This is a genomic window from Sphingobium psychrophilum, assembly GCF_012927105.1.
GTDB classification, from domain to species: domain Bacteria; phylum Pseudomonadota; class Alphaproteobacteria; order Sphingomonadales; family Sphingomonadaceae; genus Sphingobium; species Sphingobium psychrophilum.
This window is the reverse complement of sequence record NZ_JABBFV010000004.1, coordinates 311,917-333,064: the sequence shown is the minus strand read 5'-3', so window position 1 is coordinate 333,064 and position 21,148 is coordinate 311,917. Positions and strand designations below refer to the sequence as shown.

General features: G+C 61.3%; 20 protein-coding genes and 1 pseudogene. 11 read left to right on the top strand and 10 right to left on the bottom strand.

Annotation, left to right across the window (positions count from 1 at the left end):
• Positions 1-92 (top strand): annotated as a pseudogene (locus HHL08_RS08260) (IS5/IS1182 family transposase); the annotation flags it as partial.
• A 15-nt stretch (positions 93-107) separates the two neighbouring features.
• Here HHL08_RS08260 and HHL08_RS08255 read toward each other — a convergent pair.
• The 4 genes from HHL08_RS08255 to HHL08_RS08240 form a co-directional block, all read right to left on the bottom strand.
• Complete coding sequence (locus HHL08_RS08255; protein ID WP_169572249.1) at positions 108-905, bottom strand: ParA family protein; 798 nt, start codon at positions 903-905, stop codon at positions 108-110.
• A gap of 64 nt (positions 906-969) precedes the next feature.
• Positions 970-3,888 (bottom strand): excinuclease ABC subunit UvrA, encoded by a 2,919-nt coding sequence (gene uvrA / locus HHL08_RS08250; RefSeq protein ID WP_169572247.1) that lies wholly within the window; start codon positions 3,886-3,888, stop codon positions 970-972.
• A gap of 390 nt (positions 3,889-4,278) precedes the next feature.
• Positions 4,279-4,785 carry a hypothetical protein gene (locus tag HHL08_RS08245; protein ID WP_169572246.1) on the bottom strand — a complete coding sequence of 169 codons (507 nt, stop codon included), beginning with the start codon at positions 4,783-4,785 and terminating at the stop codon, positions 4,279-4,281.
• A gap of 979 nt (positions 4,786-5,764) precedes the next feature.
• Positions 5,765-6,310, bottom strand: coding sequence for a hypothetical protein (locus tag HHL08_RS08240; RefSeq protein ID WP_169572244.1), 546 nt, complete (start codon positions 6,308-6,310; stop codon positions 5,765-5,767).
• Positions 6,311-6,837: 527 nt separating this feature from the next.
• Here HHL08_RS08240 and HHL08_RS08235 point away from each other — a divergent pair.
• The gene (locus HHL08_RS08235) at positions 6,838-7,182 is read left to right on the top strand and encodes a UrcA family protein (protein WP_169572242.1); all 345 of its coding nucleotides are present in this window, start codon (positions 6,838-6,840) and stop codon (positions 7,180-7,182) included.
• Positions 7,183-7,300: 118 nt separating this feature from the next.
• Here HHL08_RS08235 and HHL08_RS08230 read toward each other — a convergent pair whose 3' ends face one another.
• Positions 7,301-8,062, bottom strand: coding sequence for an enoyl-CoA hydratase/isomerase family protein (locus HHL08_RS08230; protein WP_169572240.1), 762 nt, complete (start codon positions 8,060-8,062; stop codon positions 7,301-7,303).
• A 10-nt stretch (positions 8,063-8,072) separates the two neighbouring features.
• Entirely contained in the window at positions 8,073-8,741 is a 669-nt protein-coding gene (locus tag HHL08_RS08225; RefSeq protein WP_206377768.1) for an HAD family hydrolase, read from the bottom strand.
• 158 nt (positions 8,742-8,899) lie between these two features.
• Here HHL08_RS08225 and glmU point away from each other — a divergent pair, with 158 nt between their 5' ends.
• From glmU to glmS, 6 genes are all read left to right on the top strand, one after another.
• Entirely contained in the window at positions 8,900-10,192 is a 1,293-nt protein-coding gene (gene glmU, locus HHL08_RS08220) for a bifunctional UDP-N-acetylglucosamine diphosphorylase/glucosamine-1-phosphate N-acetyltransferase GlmU (protein ID WP_235954986.1), read from the top strand.
• A 65-nt stretch (positions 10,193-10,257) separates the two neighbouring features.
• Positions 10,258-10,485, top strand: coding sequence for a hypothetical protein (locus HHL08_RS08215; protein WP_169572236.1), 228 nt, complete (start codon positions 10,258-10,260; stop codon positions 10,483-10,485).
• A 114-nt stretch (positions 10,486-10,599) separates the two neighbouring features.
• Positions 10,600-11,454: a metallophosphoesterase gene (locus HHL08_RS08210; RefSeq protein ID WP_169572234.1), complete on the top strand. Its 855-nt coding sequence runs from the start codon at positions 10,600-10,602 to the stop codon at positions 11,452-11,454.
• A gap of 39 nt (positions 11,455-11,493) precedes the next feature.
• Positions 11,494-11,868 (top strand): ribbon-helix-helix domain-containing protein, encoded by a 375-nt coding sequence (locus tag HHL08_RS08205; protein WP_169572232.1) that lies wholly within the window; start codon positions 11,494-11,496, stop codon positions 11,866-11,868.
• Positions 11,865-12,245 (top strand): PIN domain-containing protein, encoded by a 381-nt coding sequence (locus HHL08_RS08200; RefSeq protein WP_169572230.1) that lies wholly within the window; start codon positions 11,865-11,867, stop codon positions 12,243-12,245. The genes HHL08_RS08205 and HHL08_RS08200 overlap by 4 nt, the downstream gene beginning before the upstream one ends.
• 15 nt (positions 12,246-12,260) lie before the next feature.
• Positions 12,261-14,084: a glutamine--fructose-6-phosphate transaminase (isomerizing) gene (glmS, locus tag HHL08_RS08195; protein WP_169572228.1), complete on the top strand. Its 1,824-nt coding sequence runs from the start codon at positions 12,261-12,263 to the stop codon at positions 14,082-14,084.
• Positions 14,085-14,103: 19 nt separating this feature from the next.
• Here the strand turns inward: glmS and HHL08_RS08190 are convergent, their stop codons facing one another.
• From HHL08_RS08190 to HHL08_RS08180, 3 genes are all read right to left on the bottom strand, one after another.
• Positions 14,104-14,862, bottom strand: coding sequence for a RipA family octameric membrane protein (locus HHL08_RS08190; RefSeq protein ID WP_169572226.1), 759 nt, complete (start codon positions 14,860-14,862; stop codon positions 14,104-14,106).
• Positions 14,863-14,951: 89 nt separating this feature from the next.
• Positions 14,952-16,565 carry a bifunctional GNAT family N-acetyltransferase/carbon-nitrogen hydrolase family protein gene (locus HHL08_RS08185; protein WP_169572223.1) on the bottom strand — a complete coding sequence of 538 codons (1,614 nt, stop codon included), beginning with the start codon at positions 16,563-16,565 and terminating at the stop codon, positions 14,952-14,954.
• Positions 16,566-16,769: 204 nt separating this feature from the next.
• Entirely contained in the window at positions 16,770-17,990 is a 1,221-nt protein-coding gene (locus HHL08_RS08180) for an NADP-dependent isocitrate dehydrogenase (RefSeq protein WP_169572221.1), read from the bottom strand.
• Between the two features lie 172 nt (positions 17,991-18,162).
• On the opposite strand from HHL08_RS08180, the gene HHL08_RS08175 reads away from it, so the two are divergent.
• Entirely contained in the window at positions 18,163-18,897 is a 735-nt protein-coding gene (locus HHL08_RS08175; protein ID WP_169572219.1) for a phosphatidylserine decarboxylase, read from the top strand.
• 53 nt (positions 18,898-18,950) lie between these two features.
• Complete coding sequence (locus tag HHL08_RS08170) at positions 18,951-19,688, top strand: CDP-alcohol phosphatidyltransferase family protein (protein WP_169572308.1); 738 nt, start codon at positions 18,951-18,953, stop codon at positions 19,686-19,688.
• A 183-nt stretch (positions 19,689-19,871) separates the two neighbouring features.
• On the opposite strand, the gene HHL08_RS08165 is transcribed toward HHL08_RS08170, so the two are convergent.
• Positions 19,872-20,099 (bottom strand): hypothetical protein, encoded by a 228-nt coding sequence (locus HHL08_RS08165; RefSeq protein WP_169572217.1) that lies wholly within the window; start codon positions 20,097-20,099, stop codon positions 19,872-19,874.
• 256 nt (positions 20,100-20,355) lie between these two features.
• Between HHL08_RS08165 and rpsB the strand changes: the two genes are divergently transcribed.
• A complete protein-coding gene (rpsB, locus tag HHL08_RS08160; RefSeq protein WP_169572215.1) occupies positions 20,356-21,114 on the top strand; it encodes a 30S ribosomal protein S2 in 759 nt (252 codons plus the stop codon).
• Positions 21,115-21,148 lie beyond the last annotated feature (34 nt).

The window sequence follows — 21,148 nt, the reverse complement described above, 5'->3', positions numbered from 1 at the left end:
CCAAGGACTTTGAACAGACCATCGCATCGGCAACTGCGTGGCTGTTCATAGCTTCCATCCAGCTATTCGCGCGTCGCATCGCAAGACTATGAAATTTCATCGGATAATTATGAATCAGGCTCTGAGCCAATCTCATTCACCACAGTCCGGAAAGCACTTGCAGTGCTCATATTAGCCGACGTTAGCCTATTGCCAACGTAGCTGTATATTTCTGGCACAGACATGCGATAGCGTTGAGAATTCAGGAAGAATTCAGATTGACGGCCTGTACCCGTCCGTCGGATTCCAAACAACAATGACAGAACCGCTCTTACAGCTCTTTTTGAAGAGCCGTCTGCTGAAAAAGGAATAATAAGCCTATCTGAGGCTGACATTGCTAGTTCTGTGTAGATGGAGAAGCTTGGATTGCAATCTATGAAAACTGTACTGTTTTCGACGTTCCAAGAATGACGAATATCTGCGATGAGATCTGAAATCCAACTATGAACTATTCTCCATGCATCGCCGGGTCCAGGATTTGTCGCACCCTGTACCCTAGAGGTTAGAACTTCTAATTCTTCATCACCCACAACTAAATGCAGGTTCTGTGGAATCCAGTGATTGTAGCGACTTACTTGATGAACATAGGCTGATCCGGCATTGGGATTTATATAGGGACTGACGATCCGCTCTTCGATATAGCCAGCAATTGTTCGGCGTGGTGTGCCCGTGGCAAGCTCGTTAAGAATGCGCTCACCATGCTCGATGCCACCAAGCAACATGCTTGATGAATTTGCCTGAGGACATAAATCAATGACCAGCACATTTTCGGCTGGGTGAGTGCGGGCATATTCCGCAGCAATCTGAAAAGTGAGGTAGCTTTTCCCTACCCCACCCTTGTTGTTCCAAAGAGCGTAAACAGCCAAGTGGCCCTCCGTTTTGATATTTGTCTCCTCATGGCAGAAGGAGAGATATTAGTGTTAAGTTTTTTCACTCCGCCGCCACACTCTCCAACCCCAGCAATGGCGCGAGATAGTGCCCGGTGAATGACCGCGGCTCCTTCGCGACCTTCTCCGGCGTTCCCTCCGCGACGACTTCGCCGCCCTTGACGCCGCCTTCCGGTCCCATGTCGATGATCCAGTCGGCGGTCTTGATGACGTCGAGATTATGTTCGATCACGACCACGCTATTGCCCTGATCGACCAGCGCGTGGAGGACTTCGAGCAGTTTGCGGACATCCTCGAAATGCAGGCCGGTAGTGGGTTCGTCCAATATATAGAGGGTGTTGCCGGTGGCGCGGCGCGAGAGTTCCTTGGCGAGTTTGACGCGCTGGGCTTCGCCGCCGGACAGGGTCGTGGCCTGCTGGCCCACCTTGACATAGCCCAAGCCCACTTCGGCGAGCATGGCCATCTTGTCGCGGATGGGGGGGACGGCCTTGAAGAACTCCACCGCATCCTCGACCGTCATGTCGAGCACGTCGGCGATCGAGTGGCCCTTGAACTTCACCTCCAGCGTTTCGCGATTGTAGCGCGCGCCGTGGCACACGTCGCACGTAACATAGACGTCGGGGAGGAAGTGCATCTCGATCTTGATGAGGCCATCGCCAGTGCAGGCTTCGCAGCGGCCGCCCTTGACGTTGAAGCTGAAGCGGCCGGGTTTATAGCCGCGCGCGAGGCTTTCGGGGAGGTTGGCGAACCAGTCCCGGATGTTGGTGAACGATCCGGTATAGGTGGCCGGGTTGGAGCGTGGGGTGCGGCCGATGGGCGACTGGTCGATGTCGATCACCTTGTCGCAATGTTCCAGGCCCGTGATCTTGTCATGCGGGCCGGCGATAATTCTGGCGCCGTTTAGGGCGCGCGCCGATGCCGCATAGAGGGTGTCGATGGTGAAGCTGGACTTGCCCGATCCGCTGACGCCGGTGATGCAGGTGAAGGTGCCGAGCGGGATCGACGCCGTCACGCCGGTCAGATTGTTGGCGCGGGCGTTGTGGACGGTGAGTTTCTTGCCAGACCCCTTGCGGCGCTTGGGCGGCACTTCGATGCGGCGGGTGCCGTTGAGATAGTCCGCGGTGAGGCTGTTCTTGGCCTTGAGGATTTGCTTGAGCGTGCCCTGGGTGACGATCTCGCCGCCATGGATGCCCGCGCCCGGTCCCATGTCCACGATATAGTCGGCGTGGCGGATGGCGTCTTCGTCATGCTCCACGACGATGACGCTGTTGCCCAGGTCGCGCAGGCGCTTCAGCGTGACGAGCAGGCGGTCGTTATCGCGCTGGTGCAGGCCGATGCTGGGTTCGTCGAGGACGTAGAGGACGCCCGACAGGCCGCTGCCGATTTGCGACGCGAGGCGGATACGCTGGGATTCGCCGCCGGAGAGGGTGCCGCTGGTGCGGTCGAGGTTCAGATAATCGAGGCCGACATTGTTGAGGAAACCCAGGCGCTCGACGATTTCCTTGAGGATGGCCTTGGCGATCTGCTGCTGCTGGTCGTTCAGATGATCGGGCATCGCGGTGAAGAAGGCGAGCGCGTCCACCACCGAGCGGTGGGTGGAGATGGAGATATCCTCGCCCGCGATCCTGACGGCGAGGGCTTCGGGTTTCAGGCGCGCGCCGTGGCAGGTTTCGCAGGGCATGGCGGTCTGGTACTTGCTCAGTTCCTCGCGCATCCACGCGCTTTCGGTCTGGAGCAGGCGGCGGTTCAAGTTGCCGATGACGCCTTCAAACGCTTTCTTGACCTCGTAGGACTTCTTGCCATCGATGAAGCGTAGCGTGACGGGCTTGCCGCCGGTGCCGTGGAGGATGATGAGCTTTATCTCGCCGGGCAGGTCGGCCCAGGGGGTGTCGAGCGAGAAGCCGAATTCCTTGGCGAGGGAGCCGAGGACTTGCATATAATAGGGGCTGGGCGGGTTGGATTTGGCCCAGGGGACGACCGCGCCCTTCTTGATCGAGAGCGCTTCGTTGGGGACGACCAGTTCGGGGTCGAACTCCTGCCGTTCGCCCAGGCCATCGCAGGCCGGGCAAGCGCCCATGGGCGCGTTGAAGGAAAAGAGGCGCGGTTCGATTTCGGGGATGGTGAAGCCGCTGACCGGGCAGGCGAATTTTTCGGAGAAGACGATGCGGTTGGCGGGGATGCCCGCGCCCTTCATCTTCTTGTCGGTGCTTTGCGCTTCGTCTTCGCGGCCGGGGACGACACCGTCGGCCAGGTCCACGAAGGCGAGGCCGTCGGCTAGTTTCAGGGCCTGTTCGAAACTGTCGGCCAGCCGCGTGCCCATGTCGGGTTCCACGGCCAGGCGGTCCACCACGACTTCGATGTCATGCTTATATTTCTTGTCGAGCGCGGGCGCGTCTTCGATCAGCATCATTTCGCCGTCGATGCGGACGCGGGTGTAGCCCGCCTTCTGCCATTCGGCCAGTTCCTTGCGATATTCGCCCTTGCGCCCGCGCACGACGGGGGCGAGCAGGTAGAAGCGGGTGCCTTCGGGCAGGAGGGCGACGCGATCGACCATCTGCGACACCGTCTGCGCGCTGATGGGCAGGCCGGTCGCGGGGCTGTAGGGGATGCCGACGCGCGCCCAGAGGAGGCGCATATAGTCGTAGATTTCCGTGACCGTGGCGACCGTGGAGCGGGGATTGCGGCTGGTCGTCTTCTGCTCGATGGAGATGGCGGGACTGAGGCCCTCGATATGCTCCACATCGGGCTTCTGCATCATCTCCAGAAACTGGCGCGCATAGGCGGACAGCGATTCCACATAGCGCCGCTGCCCCTCCGCATAGATGGTGTCGAAGGCGAGGGAGGATTTGCCGGAGCCGGACAGGCCGGTGATGACGATCAGGCTGTCGCGGGGCAGATCGACGTCGACGCCCTTGAGGTTGTGCTCGCGCGCGCCGCGGACGGAGATGTGGGTGAGGCTCATGCGATCCGTTCTACAAATGTTCCGAGGAGGAATCCAGAGGCGAAGATAGGAGCGATACAATGGGATTGCGAGTGGCCGCGTGGCCATCGGGCGCGCGATGCCATGCCTAAAGGGCAGCGGGGCGTGGGAGAGGGTAGGGCGGAGGGATTGTGGGGCTAAATGGCCGATTTCCGAATGTCCGGTCGTCGGCGAGAAGATCGCGATAGCTGCTGATCCGCTTTTGCGCATTGGCTTTACCTAGAAACCGTGAAAGCTGCCAATGAGCCGGAACCGCCTTGCCGCAGCAATGGCGGTGGCCCGGAGCCAATCCGTCGAAGGGCATTAGGGGCCGTAAACGTAGCAACGTAACAAGTTTGCCGGCGATTACGCTGGCTGAGCGCCATTGCTGACTTACGACCCGGAGGCGATCCGCGCCTCGACCGTCGTTAGCCAATTCTCGAACTCCCAATCGTCTGCGGTCAGAAGTCTTGGGATCAGGGTGCTGGTGCGTCTGCTGCCAAAGAGGACCGCGCGCTTCGGCGCGTGATGCAGCACGACTACGGGAACTTTGTTCCTGCCGCCTATCTCCTTACGCTCCACCCTATATATGTCGCCCCAGGTCAAAGCGATGGGGTGCCCTGCGCTGCGCAAGCGCACGCCAGTGTCGTCGCTCTCCGCTGCCACGCACCCGGAAGCCAAAAGCAACACTAACTTGACTGCACAGTGCGCGAAGATCGCCGCCAGTCCCAGTAAAAACACCATGATGCCGGTTTGCCCCAGCACGCCGTGCAGCGCGGCGTAGCGACCGCTTCGGCTTGGCTCTGGTACGTCGAGCGCAAACATGGCGCAGACGATGGCTATTATCGCTACGAGGATTGTAGCCACGATCATGCGCCAAGGCCGGTATTTCAGGATCATATGCTACCTCCGCATCCTTGCACTGACGTTGAATGTTTGGGGTTAAAAATTGGTAGCCTGCGCTACGCTATGGCGGTCTTTTTAGGACGAGACGAGGGACTGCGGATGGTCGGCGTTGCCATAACTCCCGTCGCAATCGTCAGGTGGGGGTCATAATGGGTGGATTGCGGAGTGCCAGCTTTGAACCATTTGGTAGGAGAAAGCTGGCTACGCGACAGGCGGGATTGGAGCAGGCTCATGTAGAAATCGGACGGAGATCAGGGGTGATAGGGTTTGCCCATTTTCGCCAACCACGCATTGTGTTCTGCAACATTCTTGGGCGCAGCGATCCAGCCAAATATGAGAGTGGCGACCCCTTGCCCCATGATATGCGCGCCCATCGGAGGCCAACAAAACGTCCAAATGGTAACAGGCAGCATTTGAGGCAAAAAGAATAGAAGTATCAGCCCACTTACAATCATCGCCCCGGCAACCAAGGCGTTTAAGCGCCGCTCCCTAGGTAGCGTTTTAGTGCTGGGTCGAGACATGATCTCTACAAATAATGGCCTAGGATCCGGCCATTTGCGACTAATCCAGTAGCTAAAGCAAGTCATTGACAGGCCAATGCATAATGCTGCGAGGGGAGGTGACTGAACCACTGCACAGACCAAAAGGCTTCCGAGCATCAACATCTGACTCAGTCTGTTCATGTCGGAAACCTACCGTGCGTGCGGTTGCTGGACCGTAAAGAGATATCGACAAAATCCGCTATCGATTGTGAAAATTCCGACAACCTAGGACAGAAATGGTCGTGTTCCGCCCGGCAGCTTCCTGCAAAGACCCCATCGTCTGCACGTCGCCCGGCATGGGGGATTTACGGACGTTGGTCGCGGCTCGACTTGTCGGGAGCCGATGACCGGTATTCTGGCCTATCGAACGTTAGCGAGTGGCTTTTGGTATGCTGGCGTCCGGACCGCTCATCATGAATGATGACAAACAGTCAGGCGCAAAATGCCGCAGTGCCCACAACGAAAACAGCTAAATAGAGAACAAAGCCAGCCGGGTTGTCGAGCCACGAAGCCCGTGCCAGCTTTGTTTCCAAAATTCCGGTGCTGAGAGCCAACCCTATTTTATAAACGCCAAACGCGATCATCCCCACTAATGTCACGCATAATAGCTGGACTTTGCGTCGATCGCTCATGCAGCGGGCATAATTTTGCGGCATGAAATTTCCGTTAAGTTTGCGCGATACGGTGTTGGGACATGATCGACGGCCGACCGGCTGCTTTTTCATCGCCTGCTGCATGATAGAAATCTCAACGAACGACTGCTTTCGGGAAGGCGAAATTCTCACCCGAGCGGCAACAACTGGCGCATTGGCGACATAGTTCGCGCTCGTAGGCTGCACGGATCGACGCTTGCGACATCGCTGCGGTAATTTGCCGGCGCGCATGCCAAAGCGCTCGTCGCAACCGCCGCTTTTCATGTCGTTCGTCGCTTTGCGCAAGCCGTTGGTCCGGCCGGGATGTAGCCGGGCGCTGCGCATGGGCGGATCATCGAAGCGGGCGGGGGGATCGGCGTTGCCGCGCTATGGTGCGGGCATCGGTAGAGCGCGGCGCCGGAAGGCCCGTTAAGCGACGGTTCAGCGCTTATGGCGTCGTCTCTGCCTGACAGCTTTACCCCGATCCGGTGCCCGACAGCATCTGGATACGCCCCCGGCCTTCCCTTGCGCCGGGGGCGTTTTCGCGTCTGGCGCTGTCTGTCGGATGATTCGCCTTTCCCTTACGGCAATATGGCGCGTGCATGTCGTTGGCGTGGGCGCGGATGTCGTTCGTCGCGCCGTTCGTCCGCGCTCCTCTGCGCTTGGTCGGTGACCCTGTCGTTGGCCGATGCGGATCGCTTTCCGTCGAAGCGGGCGGGCGCGGCGCACGCGGCAAGCGTAACAAGATGAGGCGAACGGGGCAGGACGCCGACCCCCAAAGACCCCGGCTCCACCCGTTCGCACCCGGTGTTCCCTACCGCCCCCCTTTGAGGCGGCGCGCCGGTCACAACAGATTTTGAGGAGATAAGCCCATGTTCGTAGCACCCAAATTCGCCGCCGCCGTCGCGTCCATTGCCCTGCTGGCCAGTGCCGGCGCCGCATCCGCGCAGGATTTCGTGTCCAATGGCCGCACCAGCGCCGTCTATCATGGCGACCTGGACCTGGGCCAGGCCGCAGGCCAGCAGCAGTTGCGCAGCCGCATCGCCCGCGCCGCCAGCCGCGTCTGTTCCTCCACGGACCTGGCCACGATGCAGGCATGCAAGGCCAAGGCGCTGGCCCAGGTGCAGGCGCCGGTCAGCGCCGCCATCGCCCGCGCCGAAACCGGCGAGCGTTATGCGGACGCGGGCAAGGAGATGCGGCCGGTCGTGGGCAACTGATTGCCCCGCCCGTCATGGCAGAAGGCCCGGTTCGCGCCGGGCCTTTTTGCGTTTGCGATTCTTTTGATTTGCGGCGTTTTCCGAGTCAGCAGGTGAAGCCACCTGCTTCGAAAACGCTCTAGAAGTCTGGCGGGCGCTTGGCGCGGAAGGCGGCGACGCCTTCGGCGAAGTCGGGCAGGGTGAAGGCGTCGCGGAACAGCGCCAGCGTCGTGGCGTCGTCGTCGGCCTGCCCGTCGAGGATGCGGCGGACGATCGCCTTGGACGCGCGGACGCTGTGCTGGGCGTTGGCGGCGATGGTGCGGGCGAGCATGTGCGCCGCGGCGAGGGGATCGGGCGCGATCTCTTCGATCAGGCCGATGGACAGGGCTTCGTCGGCGCCGTGGAGCGCGCCGGTATAGAGGATGCGCTTCGCACGGGCGGGGCCGACCAGGTCGACCAGCAATTTGGTGTCGAACAGCGAATAGACGATGCCGAGCTTGGCTGGCGTGATGCCCAGGCGGGCTGTGGGCGCGGCGATGCGCAGGTCGCAGGCGATGGCGAGGCCGCAGCCGCCGCCGACGCAATCGCCGTCGATCGCGGCGATCACAGGCTTTGGCGCGTGGGCGAGCGCATATTGGCTGGCGCGGATCGCGGCCTGATTGGCGACGCGCCAGTCGGTGTCGGCCGAGCAGGCGGCAAATTCATTGATGTCGGCGCCGGCGCAGAAGAGGCCGGGGGTGGCGGAGGCGAGGATGAGGACGCGGACGTCCTCGTCGGCCATGGCTTGCCCGACGAGGACGGGGAGGGCTTCCCACATCGGCTGGGTCATGGCGTTGCGACGGTCGGGACGGTCGATCAACAGCCGGGCGACTGGGCCATCCTGCTCCAGGCGCAGGGTCATCACAGGGGCGTCATGCCGGCCAGCGCCGCAGCAGCGGGACCAGTTCGTCAAAATGGTGGATGATGGCGTCGGCATCCAGATTTTCTACGGGGCCGTCGAGGAAGCCGAAGCCGACCGCGACATTGGCGATGCCCGCATTGCGCGCGCCCGCGATGTCGTTGATCGTGTCGCCGACGAAGATTGTGCGGCCGCCGCCGGCGCGGGCGATCATTTCGCGGATGGGTGCGGGATCGGGCTTGGCGACGCCCACCGTGTCGCCGCCCACGATCGCGGCGAAACGGTCCGACAGGCCGATCTGGTGCATCAGCGGGATGGTGAAGCGTTCCGCCTTGTTGGTGCAGATGGCGAGTTTCACGCCCGCGTCGGTCAGCGCGTCCATCGCGGCGATCAGGCCGGGATAGGGGACGCTGTGGATGGCCAGATTCTGCTGATAATAGTCGAGCAATATGGGCAGGAGCGCGTCCAGCGTGTCGGCGGTGTAGCCGCCCGATGCGTCGAGTGCGCGCGCCAGCATCACCTTTGCGCCCTTGCCGACGAAGGGATGGATCGCGGCGGCCGGAAAGGCCGGTCGGCCGATCGTGCCGATGGCGTAATTGACCGCGGCGGCGAGATCGCCGCTGGTGTCGATCAAAGTGCCGTCAAGGTCGAAGCCGACGATATCGAAGGGGATGCTGGTCATGCCGCCGCCATGCCGCGTGCGCGGTGGCAAAGGCAAGGCAAACATGGCAGAGAGCGGACAAGCCCATCATATTTGCCGGGAAAATCATCGTGACCGACCCCAAATTGTCTTCGCGCCCGCTGGCCGTCATCATCCTTGCCGCGGGGCAGGGGACGCGGATGAAATCATCGCTGCATAAGGTGTTGCACCCGATCGCCGGGCGGCCGATGCTGCTGCACCTGCTGGCGAGCGCGGGTGCATTGTCGCCTGAGCGGCAGGTGGTGGTGGTGGGCGCGGGGCGTGCGCAGGTCGAGGCGGCGGTGGATGGCACCGGTGCGATCGTGGCGGTGCAGGCGGAGCAGAAGGGCACCGGCCATGCCGTCGCACAGGCGCATGACGCGCTGGCGGGGTTCGCGGGCGATGTGCTGATCCTCTATGGCGACGTGCCGCTGGTGAGTGCGGGCACGATGCGGGCGATGCTGGACCGGTTGAGCCGGGGCGACGAGCCGCGCGCCGTGGTGCTGGGCTTCCGCCCCGATGACGCCGCCGCCTATGGGCGGATCATCGCCGATGGGCAGGGCATCATCGCAAAGATGGTGGAATTTAAGGACGCGAGCGAAGCCGAGCGGGCGGTGACTTTGTGCAACAGCGGACTGATGGCGGTGCGATCGACCGACCTGTTCGTGCTGCTGGACCAGATCGGCAACAACAATGCGGCGGGCGAATATTATCTGCCCGATATCGTCATGTTGCCCGGCGGGACGAGCGCGGTGATCGAGACGGACGCATGGGAAGTGGCGGGCGTGAACAGCCGGATCGAACTGGCGGGGGTCGAAGCCATGTGGCAGGCGCGCCGCCGGACCGAGGCGATGCGCGATGGCGTGACGCTGGTCGCGCCGGAGACGGTGTTCTTCGCCCATGATACGGTGCTGGGCCGTGACGTGGTGGTGGAGCCGAATGTCGTTTTCGGGCCGGGCGTGAGAATCGCGGACGATGTGACGATCCACGCTTTTTCGCATCTGGAGGGCGCGACGATCGCAAGCGGGGCGCAGATCGGTCCCTATGCGCGGTTGCGGCCGGGGGCGGATATCGGTCCCAAAGCCAAGGTCGGCAATTTCGTGGAGATCAAGAAGGCGCGGCTGGACGAAGGGGCGAAGGTCAACCACCTGTCCTATATCGGCGACGCCAGTGTTGGCGCGGGGGCCAATATCGGCGCGGGGACGATCACCTGCAATTATGATGGCTTCTTCAAATATCGGACCGAGATCGGCGCGGGGGCGTTTATCGGGTCGAACAGCGCGCTGGTGGCGCCGGCGGCGATCGGCGCCGGGGCGATCGTGGCGGCGGGGAGCGTGGTGACGAAGCCGGTGGAGGCCGATGCGCTGTGTCTGGTGCGGCCGGAGCAGATCGGCAAGGCGGGATGGGCCAAGCGCTTTCGCGAGCGGATGCTGGCGCGGAAAGCGGCGAACTGAGCAGCAAAATGCCATCGGCGGCGTGAGGCTTTTTGGCCCATTTTTGGAAAGTGGAGAATTGCTCCGTGGATGACGATCTCGCTTTGATAATTTCCGCCACCTGTATCAAGGCTGCGCGAGACATTGGTGACTTGGCACGGTTGATACCAGCAGACAGAAAGGATCTGAAAGTTGCGATCGCATCTGCCGTCCATGAAATTCATGCCAGCGTTATTGATCCATTATTCAGTGAAAATCCGGCACTGAGGGAAGGTATGGCGAGAAGATTGTCGCAATATGATCGCTATATATGATGGCAGCCTTGAAGTGAGGAAGGATTTGGTGCTCCTGCGCAAGCAGGCACCTAGGATACAGGGCACGTCGTTCGACCCTGGGCTCCTGCTTGCGCAGGAGCACGGATTGGCGAGATGAGAGCGGCCAGGATATTTCGGGTATTGCTTACTCTACTCGTGCTGGCTGGTGCCTTCGCGTTCTGGCTGTTCCTCAACGCCAGCGCCATGCCGGTCGTGCGGCGGGCGGCGGTGGCTTTGCCATTCCCCATCGATGCGCCGCGCGATCCTGTGACCGTCGCGCTGCTGACCGATACGCATCTGTCGGGGCCGGACAACAGCCCGGCGCGGATGGCGCGGATCGTGGCGCAGATCAATGCGTTCAAGCCCGACCTGATCCTGTTGGGCGGCGATTATATCGGCGATGACAAGGGCGGTGCCATCTATGATGCGCGGGCCAGCATCGCGCCGTTCGCGGGATTGCGCGCGCCGCTGGGCGTGGTGGCGGTGCTGGGCAATCATGACAGTCGTAGCAAGCTGAACGATCGCGCGCTGAGCGCGGCGGACTGGCGCAGGGCCTTCGCGCGGATCGGCATCCCCCTGTTGCAGGATGGGGCGACACGGCGCGGGCCGATCGCCATCGCCGGGTTCAGGGACATCTACACCCGCAAGATCGATATGCCCGATACGTTGGCGGCGATGCGACAGGTGGGCGGCGCGCCGGTGATGCTGTCGCATGGGCCGGATATATTCCCGCTGCTACCTGACGCGCCTTCTCTGACGCTGGTGGGTCACACCCATTGCGGTCAGATCGCCTTGCCCTTTGTCGGGATTACCTATGTTCCGTCCAAATATGGCACCCGCTATGCGTGCGGCCTGTATCGCGAGGGTAAACGGACGATGATCGTGTCCGGCGGGGTGGGGACGAGCAGCGCGCCAGTGCGGATGCTGGCGCCGCCGGATATATGGCTGGTGACGATCCGGCCTCTATGAGCGGATTGACTTGATATCATGATATGATATCATGGCATCATGCGTTTCCTGGCCGATATTCCTGACGACGACGTCAAATGGCTCGACCAGCTGGCGCGCGAGCAGGGCAAGTCGCGCGCGGCTGTTTTGCGAGAGGCGGTGCGGGACTATCGTGCCGACGCGGAGTCGGTGACCAGCAAAAAATGGCTCGATATCGGTTTTGGCGCGTGGAAAGACAGCGTCGATATAGGGGATGCGGTCGCGTGGCAGCGGCGGGAGCGGGCATCGTCGACCCGGCCCTGGGACGATGATTATGAAGAGGTCAAAGCCGAATTCCCCGATCTGTTCGACGCGGACGATGATCGCCAGCGCCGGATTTATCTCGACATGGTCGCGGGCAAATATCCCGACGCCAAGACGCCTGTGTCCCGGTGAGCGGTTTCAGCTTCGATTCCAATATCATCATTGATGCGCTGGCGGGCTTTGCCCCGGCCCGGATGGAGATTGATCGCGCGACCGATTATGGCGCGCGGGCTTGGATCAGCCGGGCGGTGTGGATCGAAGTTATGTCCAAGGGCGCGGGCGACGGGCTGTGGCGGGCGGAAACTTTGCTGTCCGGTTTTGGCGTCGATGAAATTGACGCGGAGGTTGGGCGGCGCGCAGCGGCCTTGCGCCGCGAGCGGGGGCGGCTCAAGGCGATGGACGCCATCATCCTGGCGACGGCGCAATTGCGTGGCCGCGTGCTGGTGACACGAAATACAAAGGATTTCCCGGCAGAGATGCCAGGTATCCGCGTTCCCTATAGTTTCTGAAAGGCTTTCCGGCACATGTGCGGCATCATCGGCATCATCGGCAAGGACGACGTGGCGGAACGGCTGGTCGACGGTTTGAAGCGGCTGGAATATCGCGGCTATGACAGCGCGGGGGTGGCCACCATCCATGACGGCGCGATCGAGCGGCGGCGGGCCGAGGGGAAGCTGGCGAACTTGGTGCGCGAATTGCGCGACGAGCCTCTGCCCGGCACCACCGGCATCGCGCATACCCGCTGGGCGACGCACGGGCCGCCGACGACCAGCAATGCGCACCCCCATGCGACCAGCGAGGTTGCGCTGGTCCACAATGGGATCATCGAGAATTTCAAGTCGCTGCGCGCCGAATTGATGGCGCGGGGGCGGCATTTCGACAGCCAGACCGACACCGAAGTCGTCGCCCATCTGGTGAGCGAGCTGGTGGAGCAGGGCGCGTCGCCGCAGGAGGCGGTGCGCCAAGTCTTGCCGCGGCTGCATGGCGCGTTCGCTTTGGCGATCGCGTTTCGCAGCCATCCCGACATGCTGATCGGCGCGCGGCTGGGGTCGCCTTTGGTGGTCGGCTATGGCGATGGGGAAACCTATTTGGGGTCGGATGCTCTGGCTTTGGCACCGCTGACGCAGCGGATCGCCTATCTGGAAGAGGGCGACTGGGTGGTCGTGACGGCGGATGGGGCGGAGATTTTCGACAAGGATAATGTGCCGGTCGAGCGGCCGGTGACGATATCCGGCGTGTCCGGCGCGATGATCGACAAGGGCAATCATCGCCACTTCATGCAGAAGGAGATTTACGAGCAGCCGGTGGTCGTCGCCCAGACGCTGCGGTCGTATCTGCGCCGTATGGAGAATGAGGTCGCCATGCCCGACATGGATTTTGATCTGGGCGCGGTGAAGCGGATCACCATCGTTGCGTGCGGCACGAGCTATTATGCCGGGTTGGTGGCGAAATATTGGTTCGAGAAATTCGCGCGCGTGCCAGTCGACATCGATGTGGCGAGCGAGTTTCGTTATCGCGACCCGGTGCTGGAGGCGGGCGGACTGGCGCTGTTCATCAGCCAGTCGGGCGAGACGGCGGACACGCTGGCCGCGCTGCGCCATGCCAAGGCGGAGGGGCAGATCATCGCGGTGGTGGTGAATGTGCCGACCAGTTCGATGGCGCGGGAGGCGGACCTGTTGCTGCCGACCCATGCCGGACCGGAGATTGGCGTGGCATCGACCAAGGCGTTTACCTGCCAACTGGCGGTGCTGGCGGCGCTGGCGGCCAATCTGGCGCGGGCGAAGGGGAAGCTGACGCCGGAAGAGGAAGCCGAGATCGTCTGGCATTTGTCGGAAGCGCCGGCGGCTTTGAACGAGGCGCTGAGCCGCGACGGGCAGATCGAGGCGATGGCGCACCTGATCGCGCCGGCGCGTGACGTGCTGTATCTGGGGCGCGGGCCGGATTATCCGATGGCGCTGGAAGGGGCGCTCAAGCTCAAGGAGATCAGCTATATTCATGCCGAGGGATACGCTGCGGGCGAGATGAAGCATGGGCCGATCGCGCTGATCGACGAACTGGTGCCGGTGATCGTGATCGCGCCGAGCGGGCCTTTGTTCGAGAAGACCGTGAGCAACATGCAGGAGGTGCAGGCGCGCGGCGGCAAGGTGGTGCTGATTTCCGACGCGGAAGGGATCGCCGCGGCGGGCGAGGGCTGCATGGCGACGATCGAGATGCCCAAGGTCCATCCGCTGATCGCGCCTTTGGTCTATGCGGTCCCGGTGCAGTTGCTGGCCTATCATGTCGCGGTGATCAAGGGGACGGATGTGGACCAGCCGCGGAATCTGGCGAAGAGCGTTACGGTGGAGTGACATTATGCTTCAACCGCCATTAATCGTCAGGCTGTTCAGCGTCTTTCATATGCGTATGGCGGAGAATTAATTGTCGTTTTTCTTTGCCTTCGCCCAATCTTTTCCAATTCCAATTCCAATGCCAACGAGTGCTGCTTCCGATCCAAGAGTCTTGATTGAGCATATAGCCAGTGATTTTCTGGCTTGATGCGATCCAGATATAAAGAAATATCGCTAATAACAGGCCGAGAGACAAGTTGGCAGAGTATCGAACGATCCAGTTCAGAATTGTTTCGTTTATAATGGGTATCGTCATCGCCACCAACCAAGCAAGCGTGATTACGGCCATAAAGGCTTGGTTAAGCCTGCTTACTGAGAAGCTGCGTTTACCATTGCTCCAGATGGTTTGCGTCAATTTGCCTTCGATATCATGTTCCAAGGAATCGACATGAGATTCCCAATTTTCCTGCCAATATTTTGAACCTTTGGCGGACAGCCAGCCTATGAAGCCCGAAACTGCTCCAATTGCTGCAGGCAACTGTATGATTTGAAGGGGCTTTGGCGGGTTGCCATCTTTGAAAATGAAGCCCAGCACGACAAACGCTATGGCTTGGAACGACCAAAAATATGTCGCGCGTTTCCAATAATTCTCGATTTCGAATCTTCGCATTTCGTGCGCTCGATCCAGCGCCGCTTTCTTCTGGATGATGTGCTTTTCGTCACCTCTCGTCACTATAAGAGATTTTGGAAGGTCCAACGCTTTATAATAAGCGGCCGTCATATCCTTTCGATCGGTCATTTCGAAATCCCCGCAAGCATCACATAAATGCCTTTCATAGCGGGATAGAATGCGGTCGCCATCGTGCAATCATCGGATAATTGCCGTCGTTATCCACCCCCCGGCGAATTATGCCCGCCGGCCGGAACTGGCCCGCCGCTGGGGGCGTGGCTGTGGTCGGGGTTGCTGTCCCATTCGATATGATAGAGGTCGAAGCGGCGGTCGCGCAGGTTGCGGACGGTGCCTTCGGCGCGCGCCCAACTAAGGTCGGCCAGGTTCACGTCCGCCATCGTCAGCGTTTCCACATTTTCGGTCGATTCCGCGGCGATGCCGTCGCGGGCGAAGGGCAGGTCGCAGGGGGTCAGGATGGCGCTCTGGGCATATTGGATGTCCATATTGTCGACATTGGGCAGATTACCGACATTGCCCGACATGACGACATAGCATTGGTTTTCGATCGCTCTGGCCTGCGCGCAATAACGCACGCGCATATAGCCTAGCCGCGAATCGGTGCAGAAGGGGACGAAGATGATGCGTGCGCCTTGGTCGACCAGGCGGCGGGCGAGTTCGGGAAATTCGCTGTCGTAACAGATCAGCACGCCGATCGGGCCGCAGTCGGTCTGGATCACGTCGAGAGAATCGCCACCCTTGATGTTCCACCAGAAGGATTCATTGGGGGTCGGGTGGATCTTTTCCTGGGTGTGGACGGAACCGTCGCGCAGCGCGACATAGGCGATATTCTGGATATCGCCATCGTCGGCGCGGGTCGGGTGCGATCCGCCGATGATGTTGATATTATATTCCAGCGCCATCCGCGTCAGTTCCCTGGTCAGGCGCGGGGTGTAGTTGGTCAGCTTGTCGATCGCTTCCATTGGCGACAGCTTCTTGGCCTCGAACGAGAGCAGCGGCAGGGTGAAGAGTTCGGGGAAGACGATGAAGTCTGAGCGATAATCGGCCGCCACATCGACGAAATATTCGATGTTGCGGATGAATTCGTCGAAATCCTGCACGGCGCGGGCCTGGAGCTGGCAGGTGGCGAGGCGGACGCTTTCGACGCCGCGGGGGACGCGCATTTCGGGCGCTTCGTCGGGATCGACATAGGGGTTGCGCCAGACAAGATGGGCGGCGTGGCCGTCCGATTGCTTGTCTTCGGGCAGGTAGTTTTCGAGGACACCGAGCGGTTCGAACTGGTTTTTCAGCTGGAAGCTGACCACCTGGTCGCGGATCTTGCCCTGGACGACCTTGTCCAGATAATCCTTCGGCCCCTCCACCTTGCGCTTGGTGCGCAGATAGCCGGGCATCCTTCCGGCGATGACGACGCCATGTAGATCAAGCTGTTCGGCCAGTTCCTTACGCTCGTCATAGAGGCGCTGGCCGATGCGCAATCCCCGCATGCTGGGATCGACGGCCATTTCATAGCCATAGAGCCATTCGCCCGCCGCGCTGTGGCGGGTGCCGAACCCGTTGGCGGTGATTTCTTCCCAGTCATGATGGGCGAAGGCCATGCCCTTGCTGACGCGCATGGTGGCGCAATAGCCCACGACCTTATTGTCATAGAGGGCGACGAAGCAGCCATCGGGGAAATTGTTGATCTGGCCCCGGACCGTGGCGGGGGAGTAATTGGGCATCCCCGGATAGACGCGGGCGATGAGCCGGATGATCGCGCGCACGTCGGTCGGCACGGCCGCGCGGACCTCCAGGCGTTTGCGGGTTGCTGTGGTCATGGCTTCATTCCCTCGTTCAGTGCTTGGGTCAGCGTTCCCCGGCGAAGGCCGGGGTCCAGTTCAACGTCGGGACTGGACCCCGGCCTTCGCCGGGGAACAGCAACATTGAAACGCCGCCAAAAGAAAAAGGCGACGCCGGGTGTCCGGCGCCGCCTCGTTCCGTTTCCGTACTGAAAGCCTCAGCGGCTTTTCAGTTCCGTATCTTTAGGCCCAGCTGGCCATTTCCTTTTCCAGATTGACGCGGATCTGTTCAAAGAACTGTTCCGTGGTCATCCAGGCCTGATCGGGACCGATCAGCAGCGCCAGATCCTTGGTCATGGCGCCGTCCTCGACGGTCTTGATGCAGACGCGCTCCAGCGTTTCGGCGAACTTGGTGACTTCGGGGGTGTCATCGAACTTGCCGCGGAAAGCGAGGCCCTGAGTCCAGGCGAAGATCGAGGCGATCGGGTTGGTCGAGGTCGCCTTGCCCTGCTGATGCTGGCGATAGTGGCGGGTGACGGTGCCGTGCGCGGCTTCGGCCTCGACCGTCTTGCCATCGGGCGAGAGCAGGACGGAGGTCATCAGGCCGAGCGAACCGAAGCCCTGTGCGACGGTGTCCGACTGGACGTCGCCGTCGTAATTCTTGCAGGCCCAGACGAACTTGCCGCTCCACTTGAGCGCAGAGGCGACCATGTCGTCGATCAGGCGATGCTCATAGACGATGCCCGCCGCCTTGAACTTGTCGGCGAATTCGGCGTCGAACACCTGCTGGAACAGATCCTTGAAGCGGCCGTCATAGGCTTTGAGGATGGTGTTCTTGGTCGACAGGTAGAGCGGCCATTTGCGGTCGAGCGCATAGTTCATGCTCGCCTTGGCGAAATCGATGATCGAATGATCCAGATTATACATGCCCATGGCGACGCCGGCCGACGGGAAGTCGAACACTTCCTTGTCGATCTTCTGGCCATCTTCGCCGTCCCACACCAGGCGCAGCTTGCCGGGGCCGGGGACCAGGAAGTCGGTCGCCTTATACTGGTCGCCGAACGCATGGCGGCCAACGACGATCGGGTCGGTCCAGCCGGGCACCAGACGGGGCACGTTCTTGATGACGATCGGTTCGCGGAACACGACGCCGCCCAGGATGTTGCGGATGGTGCCGTTGGGCGACTTCCACATCTGCTTGAGGTTAAATTCCTCCACCCGCTGTTCGTCGGGGGTGATGGTGGCGCACTTCACGCCGACGCCATATTGCTTGATCGCGTTGGCGGAATCGATCGTGATCTGGTCGTTCGTCTCATCACGCTTCTGGACGGACAGGTCGTAATATTTCAGGTCGATGTCGAGATAGGGGAGGATCAGGCGCTCGCGAATCCATTCCCAGATGATCCGGGTCATTTCGTCGCCGTCAATTTCAACGACGGGGTTTTTCACCTTGATCTTGGCCATAGCGCCTGTTTGCCTTCTTGCTGCTGGGTGGAATATGGGGACGCACTAGGCAAAGCGGCGGCAATGTTCAACCGTGGAGGGCCAGTTATCTGCCCAGTTATCTGCCGTGCGGGGAGCCTTGGCCGGGATCGGTCGTTGTCACGGCATTAGTCTCTCCCTAAAGACGGTGACCATGGACAATGATGAGATCACGATTGCCGCAGGCGGCAATGTCAAATGGCGCTTTCCTTCGGTTCACCCGGAGGGAATGAAATTCGGCCTGATCGCGGTCGCGATCACCGGCGTTCTGTTCCTGCTGGGATGGGAGATTGTGGGCTGGCTGATGCTGATCGTGACGATCTGGGTCTTTACCTTTTTCCGCGATCCGGTGCGCGCCGTGCCGCAGGACGAGGGCGCGATCATCGCGCCGGCCGATGGCCTCATCACGCTGATCCAGCGGGTGCCGCCGCCGCGCGAGATGGCGGGGCCGAATGGCCTTGGCGACCAGCCGATGATCCGCGTGTCGATTTTCATGAGCGTGTTCGACGTCCATATCAATCGCACGCCCATTGGCGGGACGATCAAGTCGGTCGTCTATATTTCGGGCAAATTCCTGAACGCGGACCTGGACAAGGCGAGCGAGGATAATGAGCGCCAGCATATATTGGTCGAGCGCCATGACGGCGTACGCATCGGCTTTACGCAGATTGCGGGCCTGGTCGCGCGGCGGATCGTGCCGTTCGTCAAGCCCGGCGACATGGTCGCAGCGGGGCAGCGCATCGGCCTCATTCGCTTTGGCAGCCGTGTCGACGTCTATCTGCCCGCCGGCACCGCGCCGCGCGTGATCCTGGGCCAGCGCACGGTCGCGGGCGAGACGATCCTGGGCCAGATGGGCGACGCGCGGGTTATCGCGGGCATCCAGCAGTGAGTCGCCAGCGGCGCGCCATACCGCGCGGGTTGCGCCGGGGCATCACCCTGCGGATGCTGGCACCCAATGCGGTCACGGCGATGGCGCTGTGCTTCGGTCTGACCGGCGTGCGGTACGGCATTTCGGGCGAGTGGGAGCGGGCGGTGCTGTCCATCCTGTTTGCCGGCGTGCTCGACGGTCTGGACGGGCGGATCGCGCGGATGTTGCGCGGTGAGAGCCGGTTCGGCGCAGAACTGGATTCGCTGTCGGATTCGATCGCGTTCGGCGTGGCGCCGGCGCTGATCCTCTACCTCTGGTCGCTCTATGCCATGCCGAAATTCGGCTGGATCTTCGCGCTGGCCCATGCGCTGTCCTGCGCACTGCGGCTGGCGCGGTTCAATGCCGCGATCGATGCCGACGAGCAGCCGCACAAGTCGGCGGGATTCCTGACCGGCGTGCCGGCACCGGCGGGGGCGGGGCTGGCCTTCGTACCGCTCTATCTGTGGCTCGTGACGGGGGAGGAGATTTTCCGCGCCTGGTATGTGGTCGCACCCTGGACCGCCTTCATCGCCTTCCTGATGATATCCAACATCGCGACCTACACCTGGTCGGCGCTGCGGCTGCGCAAGCGCATCCGGCTGGAGGTGATCGCTTTCGCCGGATTGCTGGCGGCGCTGCTGGTGACGGACCCGTGGCTGACGCTGCTGTTGATCTGCGCAATCTATGTCGCGCTGATCCCGTTCGGGATCATGTCTTACGCCAAAGTGCGTCGGCATAGGGAAAGCGCCAAGGTCGTTTCGCCTGTGACTTAAAGGACGGGTGAGATGCTCAAATATCGCTGCATCATGCGCGGCGTTATATCCTTCGATACGCCATTTCGACTTCGCTCAATGGCTACTCAGGACGAACGGATATAAGTTGAGCAGGCCTTAACGGATACGAAAGGCACAGCCCCAACGGGTTTAGCGCCGGTGGTTGTAAGCGCGTCTGGTTGTTCAGGCGGCGAGGGCGTTGCCTGGCAGGGCCGACGCCGTCCGGCGAAGCGGCTGCGCGGCGCGGGGGCGACGGATGCGCAGATGATAGACCGGCGGATTGTGCGGGATAGGCTCGAACTGAAGCGCAGCCACCATCTTGTCGTGATAATGGGCGAACATCCAGACGATGGTGCCCATGGCCAGAAGGAAGGCGGCGGAGAACAGGGTCGCTGCAATTATAGTGAACATCGTCGATCACTTTCCATCTTGCCATTTGCACGGCATGTCTCATGATGACGGATTGAACGGCCGTTAACCGTATTTGTTCCGCCTGTTCCCCTTATGTTCTTATTCGGGAACGCCGTCAACCCTTGCAATTGCTTTTTTCCGCGTCTAAAGGCGCGACCATTCCACATGGGAATCACCATATCCGGTGCCGGAGACGCCTTTCAGGCTGTTCCCCGTGTTCCTGATTCCCAGAGGTCAAACCGGAAGGAGAATAATTATGGCGGCACCTGTCGTCACCATGCACCAATTGATCGAGGCTGGCGCCCATTTCGGCCACCAGACCCATCGCTGGAATCCGCGCATGAAGCCGTATATCTTCGGCGAGCGCAACGGCATCCACATCCTTGACCTGTCCCAGACCGTGCCGCTGTTCGGCCGTGCGCTCGACTTCGTGTCGGGCACCGTCGCCGCCGGCGGCAAGGTGCTGTTCGTGGGCACCAAGCGCCAGGCGCAGGACCCGATCGCGGACGCCGCGCGCAAGTCTGGCCAGCATTTCGTCAACCATCGCTGGCTGGGCGGCATGCTCACCAACTGGAAGACGATTTCGGGTTCGATCAAGCGTCTGAAGACCCTTGAGGAAAAGCTGTCGGGCGATACCCACGGCTTCACCAAGAAGGAAGTGCTCCAGATGACTCGCGAGCGCGAGAAGCTGGAAGCGTCGCTGGGCGGCATCCGCGACATGAACGGCATCCCCGATGTCATGTTCGTGATCGACGCCAACAAGGAAGAGCTGGCGATCAAGGAAGCCAACACGCTGGGTATCCCGGTCGTCGCGATCCTCGATTCGAACGTCTCGCCCGACGGCATCGCTTTCCCGGTGCCCGCCAACGATGACGCCAGCCGCGCCATCCGCCTCTATTGCGACGCCATCGCCGCCGCCGCCACCAAGGGCAACCGTGGTGCGCAGCAGGCTTCGGGCGTCGATCTGGGTGCCATGGACGAGCCGATCGCTGAAGAAGTCGTCGCCGAAGCCTAAGCGCGTCGCACGACTGTAGGAATGACAGGCTAGG

Excerpts from the sequence above, each read along its gene's own strand:
- uvrA (WP_169572247.1), bottom strand. The coding sequence starts at position 3,888 with ATGAGCCTCACCCACATCTCCGTCCGCGGCGCGCGCGAGCACAACCTC.
- HHL08_RS08245 (WP_169572246.1), bottom strand. The coding sequence starts at position 4,785 with ATGATCCTGAAATACCGGCCTTGGCGCATGATCGTGGCTACAATCCTC.
- HHL08_RS08240 (WP_169572244.1), bottom strand. The coding sequence starts at position 6,310 with ATGCGCAGCGCCCGGCTACATCCCGGCCGGACCAACGGCTTGCGCAAA.
- HHL08_RS08235 (WP_169572242.1), top strand. The coding sequence starts at position 6,838 with ATGTTCGTAGCACCCAAATTCGCCGCCGCCGTCGCGTCCATTGCCCTG.
- HHL08_RS08230 (WP_169572240.1), bottom strand. The coding sequence starts at position 8,062 with ATGACCCTGCGCCTGGAGCAGGATGGCCCAGTCGCCCGGCTGTTGATC.
- HHL08_RS08225 (WP_206377768.1), bottom strand. The coding sequence starts at position 8,741 with ATGACCAGCATCCCCTTCGATATCGTCGGCTTCGACCTTGACGGCACT.
- glmU (WP_235954986.1), top strand. The coding sequence starts at position 8,900 with ATGAAATCATCGCTGCATAAGGTGTTGCACCCGATCGCCGGGCGGCCG.
- HHL08_RS08210 (WP_169572234.1), top strand. The coding sequence starts at position 10,600 with ATGAGAGCGGCCAGGATATTTCGGGTATTGCTTACTCTACTCGTGCTG.
- HHL08_RS08205 (WP_169572232.1), top strand. The coding sequence starts at position 11,494 with ATGCGTTTCCTGGCCGATATTCCTGACGACGACGTCAAATGGCTCGAC.
- glmS (WP_169572228.1), top strand. The coding sequence starts at position 12,261 with ATGTGCGGCATCATCGGCATCATCGGCAAGGACGACGTGGCGGAACGG.
- HHL08_RS08190 (WP_169572226.1), bottom strand. The coding sequence starts at position 14,862 with ATGACCGATCGAAAGGATATGACGGCCGCTTATTATAAAGCGTTGGAC.
- HHL08_RS08185 (WP_169572223.1), bottom strand. The coding sequence starts at position 16,565 with ATGACCACAGCAACCCGCAAACGCCTGGAGGTCCGCGCGGCCGTGCCG.
- HHL08_RS08180 (WP_169572221.1), bottom strand. The coding sequence starts at position 17,990 with ATGGCCAAGATCAAGGTGAAAAACCCCGTCGTTGAAATTGACGGCGAC.
- HHL08_RS08175 (WP_169572219.1), top strand. The coding sequence starts at position 18,163 with ATGGACAATGATGAGATCACGATTGCCGCAGGCGGCAATGTCAAATGG.
- HHL08_RS08170 (WP_169572308.1), top strand. The coding sequence starts at position 18,951 with ATGCTGGCACCCAATGCGGTCACGGCGATGGCGCTGTGCTTCGGTCTG.
- HHL08_RS08165 (WP_169572217.1), bottom strand. The coding sequence starts at position 20,099 with ATGTTCACTATAATTGCAGCGACCCTGTTCTCCGCCGCCTTCCTTCTG.
- rpsB (WP_169572215.1), top strand. The coding sequence starts at position 20,356 with ATGGCGGCACCTGTCGTCACCATGCACCAATTGATCGAGGCTGGCGCC.